The sequence below is a fragment of the Streptomyces sp. NPDC057950 genome (assembly GCF_042887295.1).
Lineage (GTDB): Bacteria > Actinomycetota > Actinomycetes > Streptomycetales > Streptomycetaceae > Streptomyces > Streptomyces kaempferi.
This window is the reverse complement of the sequence record NZ_JBHVPP010000004.1, coordinates 161,662-177,593: the sequence shown is the minus strand read 5'-3', so window position 1 is coordinate 177,593 and position 15,932 is coordinate 161,662. Positions and strand designations below refer to the sequence as shown.

The following is a 15,932-nucleotide window of genomic DNA, read 5'->3' as shown; positions in this document are numbered from 1 at the left end:
GGGGCCGGGGCGGCGGTGACCCGGCCCCCACGGGCGGCGGTACGGCGGGTCAGCCCTTGATCGCGCCCTGCATGATGCCGCCCACGATCTGCTTTCCGAACAGCAGGAAGGCGATGAGCAAGGGCAGCGTGCCGAGCAGCGCGCCCGCCATGATCACGGCCTGGTCGGGGACGTAACCGGTGCCCAGCGAGTTGAGGGCCACCTGCACGGTGGGGTTCTGCTGGTTGAGGGCGATGATCGGCCACAGGAAGTCGTTCCAGGCCATCACGAAGGTCAGCAGACCGAGGACCGCCATCGCCGGCCGCGCCGCCGGGAAGACGACGTGCCACACGACGCGCAGGCTGCTCGCGCCGTCCACCCGCGCCGCCTCGATCAGCTCGGTGGGCAGCGCCTGGACCAGGTACTGCCGCATGAAGAACGTACCGAAGGCGCTCACCAGGGTGGGCAGGATGACCGTCTGCAACTGGTTGGACCAGCCCAGGTCGCTCATCCACAGGTACAGCGGTACGACGGCCAGCTGCGGCGGGATCATCATCGTGCCGATGGTCAGCAGCAGCAGGGTGCTGGAGAACCTGAACCGCAGTTTGGCGAAGGCGAACCCGGCGAGAGTGGAGAAGACGACCGTACCGACGGTGATGGTCCCGGCGACGATCGTGGAGTTGAGCATCGCGGTGCCGAGCCCGGCCTGGTCCCACGCGGCCTGGAGGTTCTTGAACAGGTTCCCGCCGAACCACAGCGGCGGCGGTGTCTGCGCCAGCCGCTCGTTGTTGCGGGAGGCCGCGATGGCCGTCCAGACCAGCGGAGCGAGCGAGACCAGCGCGAAGACGGCCAGCACGACATAGGTGACCGGACCCGCGTGCAGCTGCTTGCCCGCGCCGAGCACCCGGCGCCGTCCGGGTCCCCGGTCGTCCGGGGTCCCCTTCGCCGCAGCCTGAGGGACAGTCAGTTCTGTGGTGGTCATTGGGATTTCCTCAGCCGTCGGGTGACCAGCAGGTTGATCGCGGCGACGATCAGCAGGATCAGGAACATCGTCCATGCGATCGCCGACGCCTTGCCGAGGTTGCCGATGCCCCAGCCCTGGTCGTACATGTACAGGCCGAGCGTCTGGTACTGGTGCGCGGAGCCGCCCTTCGAGCCGCTGACCCCGCCGAACAGGAGCGGCTCACCGAACAGCTGCGTCGCGCCGATCGTGGACACGACCACCGTGAACAGGATCGTCGGCCGCAGCATCGGGACCGTCACATGGCGGAACTGCTGCCAGCGGCCCGCGCCGTCGAGAGCCGCCGACTCGTACAGGTCGGTGGGGATCGCCTGCATCGCCGCGAGGTAGATCAGCGCGTTGTAGCCGGTCCACCGCCAGATCACGATCGAGGAGACGGCGAACTGCGAACCCCAGTCCGACTCACGCCAGTTGATCGGGTGGACCCCGACGAAGTGCAGCAGCCAGTTGATCATGCCGCCGTCCCACGAGTACAGCAGCGTGAAGACCAGCGTCGCCGCCGCCACCGAGGTGGCGTACGGAGTCAACATCACGACCCGCCACACGGTGGAGCCGCGCAGCCGGTAGTTGAGCAGGTGGGCGATTCCGAGCGCCATGAGCAACTGCGGCACCGTGGAGATCACGCCGATGCTGAAGGTGTTCTCCAGGGCGTTCCAGAAGAACTCCGAGGACAACAGGTTCTTGTAGTTGTCCAGCCCGGCCCAGGTCTGGTGGTCCAGGCCCGACAACTGCACGTTGTGCAGCGAGTACCAGGCCGTGTAGAGCAGGGGCACGAGCCCGAAGGCACCGAAGATGACGAAGAAGGGGGCGATGAACGCGTACGGAGACGCCTTCATGTCCCAGCGGTACAGCCGGCTGCGCCAGGAATCCGGGCCAGGCGGCGGCGTACCGCGACCCTGAGCGCCCCGGGCCGCGCCCGGCTGGGAGCCGGGCGCGGCGTCGGCGCTCGTCGCGGTGTGCGCGAGAGCCTCCTTGGAGCTGGTCACTGGCCGAGCACGTCCTTGATCTCCGCCTTGGCCGCGTTCCAGCCCTGCTCGGGGGACTTGCCCTTCTGCTCGACCTGGAGGATGCCCACGTCGGTGATCGCGGTGCCGATCGGCTGGTCCTTGGTGCCGAAGACCTGGACGGGGATGGTCTTCGCCGAGTCGGCGAAGATCTGCGTGATCGGCGCGTCCGAGAAGTACGAGGTCGTCGCGGCAGCCGGCTTCAGGCTGTCGTACGCCGCCGGGGTCGACGGGAAGCTCGCCTGCTTGGCGAAGACCTTCGCCTGCTGCTCGGGCGCGGTCAGCCACTTGGCCAGGGCGATGGCCTCCTTCTGGTGCTTGCCCGCCGTCGGCACGCCGATGAACGAACCGCCCCAGTTGGCCGCGGTCGGCGCGGCCGCCACGTCCCACTTGCCGTTCCCGGCGTCACCGGACTTCTCCTGGATGTAGCCCATCATCCAAGCGGGGCAGGCCACCGTCGCGAACGAACCCTTGGCGAAGCCCTGGTCCCAGGTCGGGTCGAACTGCTTCAGCTTCGCCGACATGTTGCTGGTCGCCACCGTCATCGCGGCGTTCCAGGACTTCTTCACGCCCGTGGACTTGTCCCAGATGACGTTGCCGTCCTTGTCGTAGTACCGCTGGCTCTCGCCCCCGAGCGCCGCGTTGTAGACCGAGGAGGCGGAGTCCACGAACTTGGTGCCGCTCGGCGCCTTCTTCATGTACTGCTTGCCGAGGTCGACGTACTTGGCCCAGTCGCCCTTCCACTGCGCGGCGAGCTTGGTGCGGTCGGTCTCCAGACCGGCCTGCTTGAAGAGGTCCTTGCGGTAGCAGATCGCCATCGGACCGATGTCCGTACCGAGCCCGATGGTCTTGCCGTCCTTGGTGGTGGCCTGGGCGGTCTTCCAGTCCAGCCACTGCGACTTGTCGGCCTCCTTGCCGAGGTCGACGAACTTGTCGGCCTGGGTCTGGACGGCCTCGGTGATGTTGCCGACCTCGATCGCCTGGATGTCGTCGGTGCCGGAGCCGGCCTGCAGACGGGTGAGCGTCTTGGGCCAGTACACGTCGGTACGGGTGGTGACGTTCTCCTTGATGGAGATGTCCGGGTGCAGCTTCATGTACTCGTCGTAGAGACCGGCCTGCTTGTAGCCGAAGACACCGAAGGTGCCGATCGTCAGAGTGGTCTTGCCCTTGCCGCCCCCACCGCCGTCGCCCGACTTCGACGATCCGTCGTTCGAGTCGTTGGCGCAGCCGGCCAGCAGCCCTGTGGTCAGCGCGGCGACAGCCGCGAGGGCCCCCAGCCTGCGGGACCGGCGGGTACTCGTGCGCATTGCGTCCTCCTGTTGCCTGACGTGCCGACCCCCCGGCCAACTGCATTGTTGGGCCCGTTTTTCTCGCTGCGGCTCGGGCGGGGAACGTGCGGGATGTTTTGGTGTCAGGTACCGTGGGAGCGCTCCCACAGGTGATGTGTTGAAGAGTCGTCGGTTCGCGCGGGGGTGTCAAGGGAGCGGACACGGAGAGACGCGTTCAGTTATCGGCCTGTTAACTAACTCCGGGAGGCAGGGCGAAAGAGGGTGGGGGGACGGGCGGAGCCACTCGTACCGAGGTGGCTTCACGGGGCCGGTCGACGGTGTCGGCGAGGCCGGCACCGGCAGCCCCGGTGAGGTTGCCACCGCGGCCGGGCCCCTGTCCATGAACGGGACTGTTAGATTCCAGGCCAGCCGCTCAGAAGCGCGGCGTCGACGGGAGGCGGACCATGGTAGGCCACGGAGCGCGGGGCCGGAGCGGCGGGCGGCCGACCCTCGAGGAGGTCGCCGCGCGCGCCGGTGTGGGCCGCGGCACGGTGTCCCGGGTGATCAACGGTTCCCCGCGGGTCAGCGACGCGACCCGCGCCGCGGTCGAGGCGGCGGTGGCGGAGCTCGGCTATGTTCCGAACACAGCGGCGCGCGCGCTCGCCGCCAACCGCACGGACGCGATCGCGCTCGTCGTCCCCGAGCCGGAGACCCGGTTCTTCGCGGAACCGTACTTCTCGGACATGCTCCGGGGTGTCGGCGCGGAGCTCTCCGACACCGAGATGCAGCTGCTGCTGATCTTCGCGGGCAGCGATCGGGAGCGGCAGCGCCTGGCCCAGTATCTGGCGGCGCACCGCGTGGACGGCGTCCTGCTCGTCTCGGTGCACGCGGACGACCCGCTGCCCGACCTGCTCTCCCAGCTGGAGATCCCGGCGGTGATCAGCGGTCGGCGCTCGGCGGACGAGACGCTGCCGTCCGTGGACTCCGACAACTACGGCGGGGGGCGCCTCGCCGTCGAGCATCTGGTCGCCCGGGGGCGCCGCAGGATCGCCCACCTCGCGGGCCGCCTCGACGTCTTCGGCGCCCAGCGTCGTGTCGACGGCTACCGCGAGGGTCTGCGTGCCGCGGGCCACCCGGTGGACGACGGACTCATCGCGGCCGGCGACTTCACGGAGGAGGGCGGGCGCCGTGCGATGACCGAGCTGCTGGCCCGCCGCCCGGATCTGGACGCCGTCTTCGCGGGCTCGGACGTGATGGCGGCCGGCGCCCGCCAGGTCCTGCGCGAGGCGGGCCGCCGTATACCGGACGACGTGGCCCTGGTCGGTTACGACGACTCGGCCATCGCCCGCCACATGGATCCACCCCTGACCAGTGTGCGCCAGCCGATAGAGGAGATGGGCCGGGCGATGATCGACCTGCTGCTCGGGGAGATCGCCGACCGCCGCCCGGCGGTGTCGCGCGAGCTGGAGAAGCGTCAGGTCGTGCTGCCCACCGAGCTGGTGGCGCGGGCGTCGTCCTGACGCCGCGCGCCACCGCTCCGCCGCCACACTCCCGTCACAGTCACAGTCACGGTCACCGGCATCCGTCACGGCCGCTGTCCCGCACCGCTCCGTACCGCTGACGGCGCAGCCGCCCCGCCGCTGTTGACGCTGTTGCCGCACGGGAAGAGCTCCGTAGGGCAATCTGGCGGGTATGGTCCTGCATCCCTTGCTGGGAGTCGATGAAGTGCCCGCCGTGGAGCCCTATCTGGGCCGGGTGGGCGAGGTGTTCCGAGCGTTCCGCGAGCAGGACTCGGGGTGCGTGTCGTACGGGGTGAGACTGCTCGACGGCGGCCGGTGGTTCCTCAAGGAGGCGGTCACCGACCACGGCCGGCGCTCGCTGGAGCGCGGCTGGGCCTTCCACCGGTCGGTGCGGCACCGGGCGATCGTCCCGCAGGTGCACCGCATCGCCGTGCAGGGCGGCGGCTGGGCGGTGGTGATGCCCTGGCGGGAGGGCGAGGTGCTGTACCCCGCGGAGGTGGACGGGGAGCGCGACCGTACGGACCCGGCCGGCGCGATGGCACGCTTCCGCGCCCTGCCGGCCGACGCGGTCCTGCGCGCCTTCGACCGGGTCCTGGACGCCCACCTCGCGGTGGAGGCGGCCGGCCAGGTCGCCGTCGACTTCTACGACGGGGCGCTGCTGTACGACTTCGACCGTGACGTCGCCCATCTGGTCGACCTCGACGAGTACCGGCCGGGTCCGTTCGTGGTCGAGGAGGAACGTCTGCCGGGCTCCCGGCGGTTCATGGCTCCCGAGGAATGGGTGCGCGGGGCCGTGATCGACACCCGGACGACCGTGTTCACGCTGGGCCGTGCCGCCCGGCTCCTGCTGGACGCGGGTGACGAGGAGCGCGCCTGGCGGGGCACCGCGGCCCAGCAGACGGTGATCGTCCGTGCCACCCGGACCGATCCCGGGGAGCGCTTCGAGAACGTCCACCGTTTCGCCGAGGCGTGGCGGGCGGCCGACACCGCGCCGGGTGCCTGAGGCGGACTGTCGGAGGGGCGGTGTCCGAGGCCGGGTGGCCGAGGGGGACTGTCCGAGGTCCGAGGGCCGGGTGGGTGCCTGAGGCCGGCTGTCCGATGCCGGGTGCGTGGATTCGGGCGTCCGGCATCCGGCGCCCGGCCTCGGCGTCCGGCGTCGGATCTCCGGCGTCCGGTGTCCGGCGCCTCGCGGAGGGAGTCCCGGCCCCCGGCCTGGCCCCGGCCCACGAGGCCCGTGCCGATCGCTGCCCGCGGACTTCGCCCGGCGGAGCTTCCCGCGTACGGCCGGGCACCGGGCACCGGACATGACCAGGGTCCGCACATGACCGAGGCCCGGTCCGCTTGCGCGGACCGGGCCTCGGTCTGTCAGGGTGAGTGACGGGACTTGAACCCGCGGCATCCTGGACCACAACCAGGTGCTCTACCAGCTGAGCTACACCCACCATGTCCGGTCCTGGTTTCCCTGACCGGCCGAGAAAAAGTGTACAGGGTCCGGAGGGGTGCTCGCGCCCGGCTTTTGTCCGGGGTCCCCCGGGACCCCGGACACGCGTCATTCCACGGGCAGTACGTGCTTCGCCGCGATGGTGCGGGCGGTCTCCGAGTCGGGGCCCGGCTGCGGGACGAAGATCGCCTCGCGGTAGTAGCGGAGTTCGGCGATGGACTCGCGGATGTCGGCGAGGGCGCGGTGGTTGCCGTTCTTGTCCGGGCTGTTGAAGTACGCCCGCGGGTACCAGCGGCGGGCCAGCTCCTTGACGGAGGAGACGTCCACGATGCGGTAGTGGAGATAGCCCTCCAGTGTGGGCATGTCGCGGAGCAGGAAACCCCGGTCCGTGCCGACCGAGTTCCCGCACAGCGGGGCCTTGCCCGGCTCCTTGACGTGCTCCCGCACGTAGGAGAGGACCTGTTCCTCGGCGTCGGCCAGGGTGGTGCCCGCGGCGAGTTCGGAGAGGAGGCCGGAGGCCGTGTGCATCTGGCGCACCACGTCCGGCATCGTCTCCAGGGCCGCGTCCGGCGGGCGGATCACGATGTCCACCCCTTCGCCGAGCACGTTCAGCTCCGAGTCGGTGACCAGCGCGGCCACCTCGATGAGTGCGTCCTCCGACAGCGAGAGCCCGGTCATCTCGCAGTCGATCCACACCATGCGATCGTTCATGGCCCCAACCCTACGGCGCGCCCCGGCGCACGGGCAGGTCCGGGACGGCAACGGCCCGGGACCCTCGGGCCGCGGGCACCGCACACGGCGACGGCCCGGGACCCGAGGGCCCCGGGCCGTTCACGGCCGGGCGGTGTGACGTGGCCAGGGCGCCACGGCGCCCGAGCGCTAGGGCGCGCTGCGCTGCCCGGGCAGACTCGGCCGCCCCGCCGCGTACAGCTCGGCGCCCGGCTTGCCCGGATCCATCGCGGTCGACAGCGCCGAGGCCGGGCTCAGAGCACCGGCGGCCGCCGTGCGACGGGTCTGCGACGGGACCGCACTCTCCTGGCTCAGGACCGGTGACTGCCCGGCCGAGCCCATGGAACCGTCCGGGTCCGACGGCCGCTCGGACTGCGGCCTACGCGCCCGGTACGCCGCCCGGTAGGCGGCCGGGGACGAGCCGAGCTGGCGCCGGAAGTGCCCGCGCAGTGCGACCGGCGAGCGGAAGCCGCAGCGTCCGGCGACCTCGTCGACCGAGTAGTCGGACGTCTCCAGCAGCCGCTGCGCCTGCAGCACACGCTGGGTGATCAGCCACTGCAGCGGCGCGCTCCCCGTCAGCGAGCGGAAGCGGCGGTCGAACGTGCGGCGGCTCATGTACGCGCGCGCCGCCAGCGTCTCGACGTCGAACTGCTCGTGAAGGTGTTCCAGCGCCCAGGCGACGACCTCCGCGAGGGGGTCGGCGCCGATCTCCTCTGGTAAAGACCGGTCGAGATAGCGCTCCTGTCCGCCGCTCCGGCGCGGTGGGACCACCAGACGACGGGCCAGCGCGCCGGCCGCCTCGTTGCCGTGGTCCGTCCGCACGATGTGCAGACAGAGATCGATTCCGGCCGCGGTGCCCGCCGATGTCAGTACGTCACCGTCGTCGACGAACAGCTCACGCGGATCGACGTGTACGGACGGATAGCGTTTGGCCAGCGTCGGCGCGTACATCCAATGTGTCGTCGCCGGGCGGCCGTCCAGCAGTCCGGCGGCGGCCAGTACGAACGCACCGGTGCACAGTCCGACTATGCGGGCCCCCTCCTCGTGCGCCCGGCGCAGCGCGTCGAGCGCTTCCTCCGGTGGCGGCGAGGTGATCGAGCGCCAGGCGGGCACCACGACGGTGCCCGCTCGCGAGATCGCCTCCAGGCCATGCGGCGCGGTGAGTTCCAGGCCCCCTGTGGTCCGCAGCGGGCCGTCCTCGCCGGCGCACACCAGAAGTCGGTAGCGCGGCACGCCGGCGTCCTGGCGGTCAATCCCGAACACCGACAGCGGTATGGAACTCTCGAAGATGGGGCCGCCGCTGAACAGCAGCACCGCGACGATCTCCTTGCGGCGTCGCCCGGAGAGTTTCCGGGCCGCGGCTTCCGGCGCGGCAGTGGAGTCGTGGCTCATACTGCTAAGCCCCCCTCGGTGGTCGCGGCTCCTCGGTTGTGTCGCTCCTGCACGTTTCCCCTCGGTCCTGCACGAGTCCCCCGCCGTAAGACAGTCAAGATCGAATCTACTGTGTCCCGTCGCGCCTGGGTGACCACTTCGACACTCGACAGAATGTCGACATGGCAACTTGGCGTGAAGCATTCGATCACGAAGCGTTGCACTCGCGGGCCGTGCAGGGAAGTGCGCCTCGTGTCAGTGGCCAATCCACATAGGGTGCACGAGGCCTCCAGGGGCCTTTAGGCGCAGGTCGAACGCGGGTTGGGGGGTTGTTCGGGCAAGGGATGCCCGGGAGACCGAAGTTGGCTGAAAAGCAGCGGGGGCGTGCGCACAAACCGGTCAGTCGACCGGCTTCTTTCCCGCACCGCGGCGCCCGCCCCTGTGCGCCCCCGAGCCACCCCTGCCCGGCAAGCCGTTCATGATGTGCGTGTCGGCCACATCCTGCGCGCCGGGAGCCGGCACCGGAGCGCCCACCGGGCCGCCGCCGGGCCCGGGAACTCCCGTGACGCGACCTCCTGCGTGCCGATCTCCGCCGCGATGATCTCCGCCGTCACGATCCCGCACACCGGGATCCCGCACGCCGGCGACAGGATTCCGGGCGGCGGGATCCCGTCCGTCCCGGTCCTGTCCGTCGCGGTCCTGACGTGTCCGGTCCCGGGGGCCGCGCTCCCGCGGTCCGCTCCTGCCGTGGCGCGCGCGGTGCGGGGCCCGCTCGTCGGCGCGCATGCGCGCCGCGCCCCGTTCCGACTGGCGCAGCAGCACCAGGCACGCCGTGGTCACGGCCGCCAGGCCCAGCGCCGTGCCGGCGGCCCCGGCGAGCGAGGTGCCGAACCAGACGAGGACGACCGGGACGAGGACGCAGCTGAAGGCCGCCCAGCGTGCCACCTCGCTCGCCGTGTCCGGCGCGGGGGGCGGTCCGGGGCGTGCTCCGGAGGAGGGGCGGGACACGGTCTCTGGTCCGGGCACGGTCTGCTCCCTGGTTCCCTGGTACTCCATTGCTCTCCATGGCGGTGGCTCACCTGTTCAACGCCTGTTCGACCGGCCGGTCACTGCCCGGCCGGCGGTGTCCGGTCCGCGGGGGCGCATCCCCGGGTGAACCCTGCGCAAACCGCCTGTACGGGGCAGCAACCATTGCGTTACGGGCGCCTCTCATGCATGCTCCGGGGAACGCCGCACAGCGCACGCGGTATCTGGGCAGAGGAGGAGTGCCGCCGTACCCTTGGGGGTATGGGGCTGGGAAGACTGTTCCCGGACACAGCTCTGCCGATCGTTGTCGTCCCCACCACGAGGATCCAAACGCCGAGATACCCATGGCCGGTCACGAATTCTTCGATCCCGCGGACCGCAAGCGCCCGCTCGCCGATCCCACGGCGGCCGAGCCCCTGGCGGCGGAAGAAACCCGCCAGTCCTGCGATCCCGCCTTCAAACACGGCGTCGTCGTCGGTTTCGACGGTTCGACGTCCAGTGAACGTGCCCTCGCGTACGCGATCGGCATGGCCCATCGCTCGGGCTCGGGCCTGATCATCGTGCATGTCGCGAACCGGCTGCCCACCACGGTGTGGGCGGGCTGTGAACCACCGGTCTTCGTCGACGTGCCCGACCACCGCACCGAGGTGCTCGGACTCGAGCTCGCCTGCGCCGAGTACCTGGCCGAGGTGCCGTGGATCCTCGTCGAGCGCGGCGGAGACATCTGCCACGAACTCGAGGAGGTGGGGCGCGAGTACGAGGCGGACGCGATCGTCGTCGGCTCCACGCACGGCCTCGTCGGGCGCATCTTCGGCTCGGTGGCCGGGCGGCTGGCGAAGCGCGCGCGGCGCCCGGTGATCGTCATTCCCTGACCGGTCGTCAACTCGGTGTTGTCCCAGGCGGGGTGATCCGGGCGATTTCCCGACGGATCGTCAACTCCCTTTGACACGTGCTCGAAAACCCGCGAATCCATTCGTGCGACAAGGTGGATTGTGCCTTTGTGAAGGGTACATACCGGTCACCGGCCCCATCCCTCGGCCGGCACCACGCAGCACGACTGCACCCGCATGAAGGGACCCCGCCGTGGACAATGACGTCTCCTCGGGAAGCACCACCTCGACTCTCGGTCAACTCGCCCTCGGTCTCACCCTGTTGCTCTTCGGCCTCGGGAACACCCGGGTGATCGACGGAGTGACGGCGGCCGACTCCGTCTCCCTCGCCACGTACGTCGGCGGGATCGCGCTCTTCGTCGCGGGTCTGTTCGCCCTCCGCGACCGCGACGCCCTCACGGGCACGGCGTTCACGGCACTCGGCGCGTTCTGGTTCACCTGGGGCGTCACCTCCGACGGGCGGATGTCCGCCAACGCCACCGGCCTCTTCCTGCTCCTGTTCGCGCTCGTCGCGCTGAGCCTGACCGCCGGCGCGAGCGGCGCCCCGCTGCTCGCCCGGGGGACGTACGCGCTGCTGTTCGTGGCCCTGCTCCTGCTGGCCGTCGGTCAGTTCGGCGACAGTGCCGCCCTCGCCAAGGCCGGCGGCTGGTTCGCCGCGGCCGGCGGACTGCTGTCCTGGTACGCGGCCACGGCCGCGCTCGCCCACTGGCCCACCGCGCTTCCCGGACGCGCCGCCGGCCGGGGGGTGACGGCCACCGGCTGAGCCCGGCGCGGGCCGGGGTACAGGCGGCTCCGGCCTGGAAGGAACGGCCCCCTGTGCGAAGGTGGCGCGCACAGGGGGCCGTTCATGTCCGGGGAGCCGCGGGCGGCCCGTCCTACTCGACCGTCACCGACTTCGCGAGGTTCCGCGGCTTGTCGATGTCCCGGCCCAGCGCGAGCGCCGTGTGGTAGGCGAGGAGCTGCAGCGGGATGCCCAGCAGGATCGGGTCCAGCTCGTCCTCGTTCTTCGGGACGACGATCGTCTGGTCGGCCTTCTCCTGCTCCCGGTGCGCGACCGCGAGGATCTTGCCGCTGCGCGCCTTGATCTCCTCCAGGGCGGCGCGGTTCTTCTCCAGCAGGTCGTCGTCGGGGACGATCGCGACCGTCGGCAGCGCGGGCTCGATGAGCGCCAGCGGACCGTGCTTGAGCTCGGAGGCCGGGTAGGCCTCGGCGTGGATGTACGAGACCTCCTTGAGCTTCAGCGAGGCCTCGCGGGCCACGGGGTAGCCGCGGACCCGGCCGATGAAGAGCATCGAGCGGGCCTCGGCGTACTGCTCGGCCAGCTTCTTGATCTCGTCCTCCTGCGCCAGGATCTCGGAGATCTGCGCGGGCAGCCTGCGCAGCCCCTCGATGATCCGCTTGCCGTCGCGGACCGACAGGTCACGGGTGCGGCCGAGGTGCAGCGCGAGCAGCGCGAAGGCGACGGTGGTGTTGGTGAAGCACTTCGTCGAGACGACGCAGACCTCGGGGCCGGCGTGCACGTACATGCCGCCGTCCGCCTCGCGCGCGATCGCCGAGCCGACGACGTTGACCACGCCCAGGACCCGCGCGCCCTTGCGCTTGAGCTCCTGGACGGCGGCGAGGACGTCGTACGTCTCGCCGGACTGGGAGACCGCGACGTACAGCGTGTCGGGGTCGACCACGGCGTTGCGGTAGCGGAACTCGGAGGCCGGCTCGGCGTCCGCGGGGATGCGGGCCAGCTCCTCGATCATCTGGGCGCCGATCATGCCCGCGTGGTACGAGGTGCCGCAGCCGAGGATCTTCACCCGGCGGATCTGACGCGCCTCGCGGGCGTCCAGGTTCAGGCCGCCGAGGTGCACGGTGGAGAATCGGTCGTCGATACGGCCGCGCAGCACGCGGTCCACGGCGTCGGCCTGCTCGTGGATCTCCTTGTGCATGTACGTGTCGTGGCCGCCCATGTCGTACGACGCGGCCTCCCACTCGACGGTGGTCGGCTCGGCCGTGGTCCGGGTGCCCTCGGTGGTGTACGTGCGGAAGTCGTCGGCCTTGAGGGTCGCCATCTCGCCGTCGTCCAGCGTCACTATCTGCCGGGTGTGGGTGACCAGGGCGGCGATGTCCGAGGCGACGAACATCTCCTTCTCGCCGATGCCGAGGACGACCGGGGAGCCGTTGCGGGCCACCACGATGCGGTCGGGGAAGTCGGCGTGCATCACGGCGATGCCGTAGGTGCCCTCGATCACGCGCAGCGCCTGGCGGACCTTCTCCTCCAGGGTCTCGGCCTGGGAGCGGGCGATGAGGTGGGTGAGGACCTCGGTGTCGGTCTCGGAGAGGAACTCGACGCCGTCGGCCTCGAGCTTCTTCCGCAGGTCGGAGGCGTTGTCGATGATGCCGTTGTGGACGATCGCGACCTTGTTGTCGGCCGACATGTGCGGGTGCGCGTTGACGTCGGAAGGGGCGCCGTGGGTGGCCCAGCGGGTGTGGGCGATGCCGGTGGTGCCCTTGAAGCGCGCGGGGACCTTGGCCTCCAGGTCGCGGACCCGGCCCTTGGCCTTGACCATCTTCAGGCCGGCCGACTTCGGCGTAGTGACCACGATGCCCGCCGAGTCGTAGCCGCGGTACTCCAGCCGCTGCAGACCTTCGAGCAGCAGCGGGGTCACGTCACGCCTGCCGATGTATCCGACGATTCCGCACATATATACGTATTCCTCAGCCGTAGACAATGCGGCGCAGTTGCCGGAGCGTGAGCTCCGGCGGCGCGACCGCCCGGTATTTCAGGTCCGCCTCGATCCGTTCGAAGATCGCCGTGTTGACCCAGCCCTGGGCCTGGAGCTCGCGGTGGCGGCGGCGGACGTACTCCTCGGTCGGCTCGTCGAAATAGGCGAGCACGTCCTGGATCACCCGTAGCGCCTCGCCCCGGTTCAGGGGCGTGGAGCGCGTCAGATGATCGGCAAGTTCGTCGTGCACCCGTTGATCCTGGAGTACGAAGAGTCGATTCGCAAGAATCCTGCCCGATATCGGGCAAGGGGCTGTTGAATCTCTTATGGACCGCTGTTTGCGATCTGTCCATACTCCGTCTTGCGTCGCGTCGATTGCCGGGAGCAACTTCTGAGCCCATGGACACTCCACGCATGGGCGTACCGGAGAAGCTCGCCGAGAACATGAGCATGGCCGAGCAGCACGAGTATCTCCGCGCCAAGTTCTCGCGGCGCAACATGATCAGAGGCGGAGCCGTGACCCTCGGCGCCGTCGCGGGCGGTGCCTTCGTACCGGGCGCCGTCGCGCAGGCCGCGGTCCCGACCCGGTCCACCGCGCCCCAGACCGAGAAGGTCGACGGTGCCCTCGTCGCCCCCTTCGGCCGCCACCTCGCCTTCGGCAACGACCCGCGCACGGAGATCACGGTCTCCTGGCAGGTCCCGACCGCGGTGAAGAAGCCGTACATCCGCATCGGCGCCCACCCCTGGGACCTCTCCCGCAAGATCGAGGCCGAGGTGCGCACGCTCTACACCCCCGCCGGTGTCGGCGTGAGCGGTGACCACACCCAGTACTACCTGCACGCCAAGCTCACCCACCTGCGCCCCGGCAAGACGTACTACTACGGCGTCGGCCACGCGGGCTTCGACCCGGCGGCGTCCCACCTGCTGGGCACCCTCGGCACCTTCACCACCGCGCCCGACCGCTCCGAGCCGTTCACCTTCACGGCCTTCGGTGACGAGGGCGTCGGCTACCACGGCCTCGCCAACGACGCCCTGCTCCTCGGTCAGAACCCGGCCTTCCACCTGCACGCCGGCGACATCGCGTACGCGGACCCGTCCGGCGCGGGCAAGACGGAGGACACCGGCTTCGACTCGCGCATCTGGGACCAGTTCCTCGCCCAGACCGAGACGGTCGCCAAGCAGGTCCCGTGGATGCCGGCGTACGGCAACCACGACATGGAGGCCTGGTACTCGCCCAACGGCTACGGCGGCGAAGAGGCCCGCTGGAGCCTCCCGGACAACGGCCCGGACGCGAAGAACCTCCCGGGCGTGTACTCCTTCGTCTACGGCAACACGGCGGTCATCTCGCTGGACGCCAACGACATCTCGTTCGAGATCCCGGCCAACCTCGGCATCTCCGGCGGCACCCAGACCAAGTGGCTGGAGGGGCAGCTCAAGAAGTTCCGGGCCTCCAGGGACGTCGACTTCGTGGTCGTCTTCTTCCACCACTGCGCCTACTGCACCTCCACGGCGCACGCCTCGGAGGGGGGCGTGCGACAGGAGTGGGTGCCGCTGTTCGAGAAGTACACGGTGGACCTGGTGATCAACGGCCACAACCACCAGTACGAGCGCACGGACGTCATCAAGGGCAACAAGGTCACCAAGAAGCTCCCCATCGGCGGCACCGCGTACCCGGAGACCGACGGTGTCGTGTACGTGACGGCCGGCGCGGCCGGGCGCAGCCTGTACGCGTTCAGCGCGGCGGAGTCGTACGAGGGTCACGAGAACGAGGTCGACTCGGTCGCCTCCTTCATCAACCTGAAGGACGGCAAGCAGAACGAGACGGTCGCCTGGTCGCGGGTGCGCTACCTCAACTACTCGTTCCTGCGCGTGGACGTCACCCCCGCGTCGAGGGGCCGCCTGACCACGCTGACGGTGCGCGGCATCGCCGAGACCGGTGCCGAGGTCGACCACTTCACGGTGGCCCGCCGGGCCAAGTAGGCCACCCCGTACGCCCGCACGCAGGGGTGTACGCGCCGCAGGCGGTCCTCAGGCGCTCACATGCGCCTGAGGACCGCCTGCTTGGCGAGGGCGAACTCGTCGTCCGTCAGGACGCCGGACCTGTGGAGGTCGCCCAGTTCGCGCAGACGCCGCAGCAGGGCGTCGTGGTCGGCCTCCGGGGCGGGGTGCGGGAGCACCGGAGTCCCCTTCACCGGCGGCCGCCCGGGAGGCGCCGTCGGATGGTCGAGTCGCGCCTGCACCGCCGCCGCGACCAGCGCCATCAGCGGATCCTTCTTGAAGCCCCACAGCTCCACCGCGTGCGGGTCGTACTTCGGCGGAGCCTTGGTGCCGGCACCGCGCACGGTGAAGCGGAGACAGCCGTTCTCCAGGCCGACCGCGGGGTGCCACTCGACGCCCGTGATGTCGCGCAGGGCGAGCCGGCGGGTGCCGGCGGACGCCTTCGCGTCCTCGGTCTTCCAGTTCCACTCCAGGCGCACCTGCTCCCCGTCGAAGCTCGCCGTGCCGTCGCCCGCGGAGGCGGACAGCGGTACGGCGGGACCGGGGAGCAGATAGCCGTCGACCGGGCCGGCCGGGACCTGGTCCAGGAGCAGCGCGTTGCGGACCTCGTCCACGACGTACTCGGCGACGCCGTAGCGCTCGGACTCGACGGTCAGCTGATAGGGGTCGTTGGGCTCGGCGAGCCTGCCGCCGGTGGCCTGCAGCAGCGGGTCGGCGCCGTCCCGCAGCCGGAGTCGCAACCGCCCGCTGCGCTTGCCCTGTTCGAAGGATATTCCGGCCAACGCCCCGAGCGGGACGGTCAGTTCACCCAAGGCACGGCGGAGCAGGCTCACGTTCCTGTCGCGCCCCGGAGTCAGCCGCAGCGCGTCGCCGTCGAAGATCCAGGTCCCGTCCTTCTGGATGATTTCCGCCATGAGGGGGATTGTTTCACCGGCTCTGCGGCAGAGTGGTCTATACCCATCGGAGCCCAG

General features: G+C 70.3%; 14 protein-coding genes and 1 tRNA gene. 5 read left to right on the top strand and 10 right to left on the bottom strand.

The genetic code is table 11. The features are described from left to right. Positions 1-49: 49 nt before the first annotated feature. From ACFVTC_RS09685 to ACFVTC_RS09675, 3 genes are read right to left on the bottom strand one after another with little or no spacing between them, the layout of a single operon-like run. Complete coding sequence (locus tag ACFVTC_RS09685; protein ID WP_390125831.1) at positions 50-961, bottom strand: carbohydrate ABC transporter permease; 912 nt, start codon at positions 959-961, stop codon at positions 50-52. After that, entirely contained in the window at positions 958-1,986 is a 1,029-nt protein-coding gene (locus tag ACFVTC_RS09680; protein WP_390125829.1) for a carbohydrate ABC transporter permease, read from the bottom strand. The genes ACFVTC_RS09685 and ACFVTC_RS09680 overlap by 4 nt, the downstream gene beginning before the upstream one ends. Continuing rightward, positions 1,983-3,311, bottom strand: a complete 1,329-nt coding sequence (locus ACFVTC_RS09675) for an ABC transporter substrate-binding protein (protein WP_390125827.1) — start codon at positions 3,309-3,311, stop codon at positions 1,983-1,985. The genes ACFVTC_RS09680 and ACFVTC_RS09675 overlap by 4 nt, the downstream gene beginning before the upstream one ends. Positions 3,312-3,736: 425 nt before the next feature. On the opposite strand from ACFVTC_RS09675, the gene ACFVTC_RS09670 reads away from it, so the two are divergent. Continuing rightward, positions 3,737-4,792 (top strand): LacI family DNA-binding transcriptional regulator, encoded by a 1,056-nt coding sequence (locus ACFVTC_RS09670; RefSeq protein ID WP_390125825.1) that lies wholly within the window; start codon positions 3,737-3,739, stop codon positions 4,790-4,792. A 172-nt stretch (positions 4,793-4,964) separates the two neighbouring features. After that, positions 4,965-5,795 (top strand): serine/threonine protein kinase, encoded by an 831-nt coding sequence (locus ACFVTC_RS09665; protein WP_390125823.1) that lies wholly within the window; start codon positions 4,965-4,967, stop codon positions 5,793-5,795. A gap of 366 nt (positions 5,796-6,161) precedes the next feature. Here the strand turns inward: ACFVTC_RS09665 and ACFVTC_RS09660 are convergent. From ACFVTC_RS09660 to ACFVTC_RS09645, 4 genes are all read right to left on the bottom strand, one after another. Beyond that, positions 6,162-6,234: transfer RNA gene (locus tag ACFVTC_RS09660), tRNA-His, on the bottom strand. Positions 6,235-6,341: 107 nt separating this feature from the next. Then, positions 6,342-6,944 carry an oligoribonuclease gene (gene orn, locus ACFVTC_RS09655; protein ID WP_390125820.1) on the bottom strand — a complete coding sequence of 201 codons (603 nt, stop codon included), beginning with the start codon at positions 6,942-6,944 and terminating at the stop codon, positions 6,342-6,344. Between the two features lie 168 nt (positions 6,945-7,112). Next, entirely contained in the window at positions 7,113-8,354 is a 1,242-nt protein-coding gene (locus ACFVTC_RS09650; RefSeq protein WP_390125818.1) for a helix-turn-helix domain-containing protein, read from the bottom strand. Positions 8,355-8,732: 378 nt separating this feature from the next. Beyond that, on the bottom strand, positions 8,733-9,389 hold the full coding sequence (locus tag ACFVTC_RS09645) for a hypothetical protein (RefSeq protein ID WP_390125815.1): 657 nt from the start codon (positions 9,387-9,389) through the stop codon (positions 8,733-8,735). Positions 9,390-9,703: 314 nt separating this feature from the next. On the opposite strand from ACFVTC_RS09645, the gene ACFVTC_RS09640 reads away from it, so the two are divergent. Continuing rightward, the gene (locus tag ACFVTC_RS09640) at positions 9,704-10,231 is read left to right on the top strand and encodes a universal stress protein (RefSeq protein ID WP_168528256.1); all 528 of its coding nucleotides are present in this window, start codon (positions 9,704-9,706) and stop codon (positions 10,229-10,231) included. Between the two features lie 211 nt (positions 10,232-10,442). Beyond that, entirely contained in the window at positions 10,443-11,012 is a 570-nt protein-coding gene (locus ACFVTC_RS09635) for a GPR1/FUN34/YaaH family transporter (RefSeq protein ID WP_390125811.1), read from the top strand. 112 nt (positions 11,013-11,124) lie between these two features. On the opposite strand, the gene glmS is transcribed toward ACFVTC_RS09635, so the two are convergent. Both glmS and ACFVTC_RS09625 read right to left on the bottom strand, forming a co-directional pair. Beyond that, complete coding sequence (glmS, locus tag ACFVTC_RS09630; protein ID WP_390125808.1) at positions 11,125-12,942, bottom strand: glutamine--fructose-6-phosphate transaminase (isomerizing); 1,818 nt, start codon at positions 12,940-12,942, stop codon at positions 11,125-11,127. A gap of 13 nt (positions 12,943-12,955) precedes the next feature. Then, a complete protein-coding gene (locus tag ACFVTC_RS09625; protein WP_148008533.1) occupies positions 12,956-13,213 on the bottom strand; it encodes a hypothetical protein in 258 nt (85 codons plus the stop codon). Between the two features lie 164 nt (positions 13,214-13,377). On the opposite strand from ACFVTC_RS09625, the gene ACFVTC_RS09620 reads away from it, so the two are divergent. After that, entirely contained in the window at positions 13,378-14,943 is a 1,566-nt protein-coding gene (locus tag ACFVTC_RS09620; protein ID WP_390125806.1) for a purple acid phosphatase family protein, read from the top strand. A 56-nt stretch (positions 14,944-14,999) separates the two neighbouring features. Here ACFVTC_RS09620 and ACFVTC_RS09615 read toward each other — a convergent pair whose 3' ends face one another. After that, positions 15,000-15,875 (bottom strand): DUF4429 domain-containing protein, encoded by an 876-nt coding sequence (locus tag ACFVTC_RS09615; protein ID WP_390125804.1) that lies wholly within the window; start codon positions 15,873-15,875, stop codon positions 15,000-15,002. Positions 15,876-15,932 lie beyond the last annotated feature (57 nt).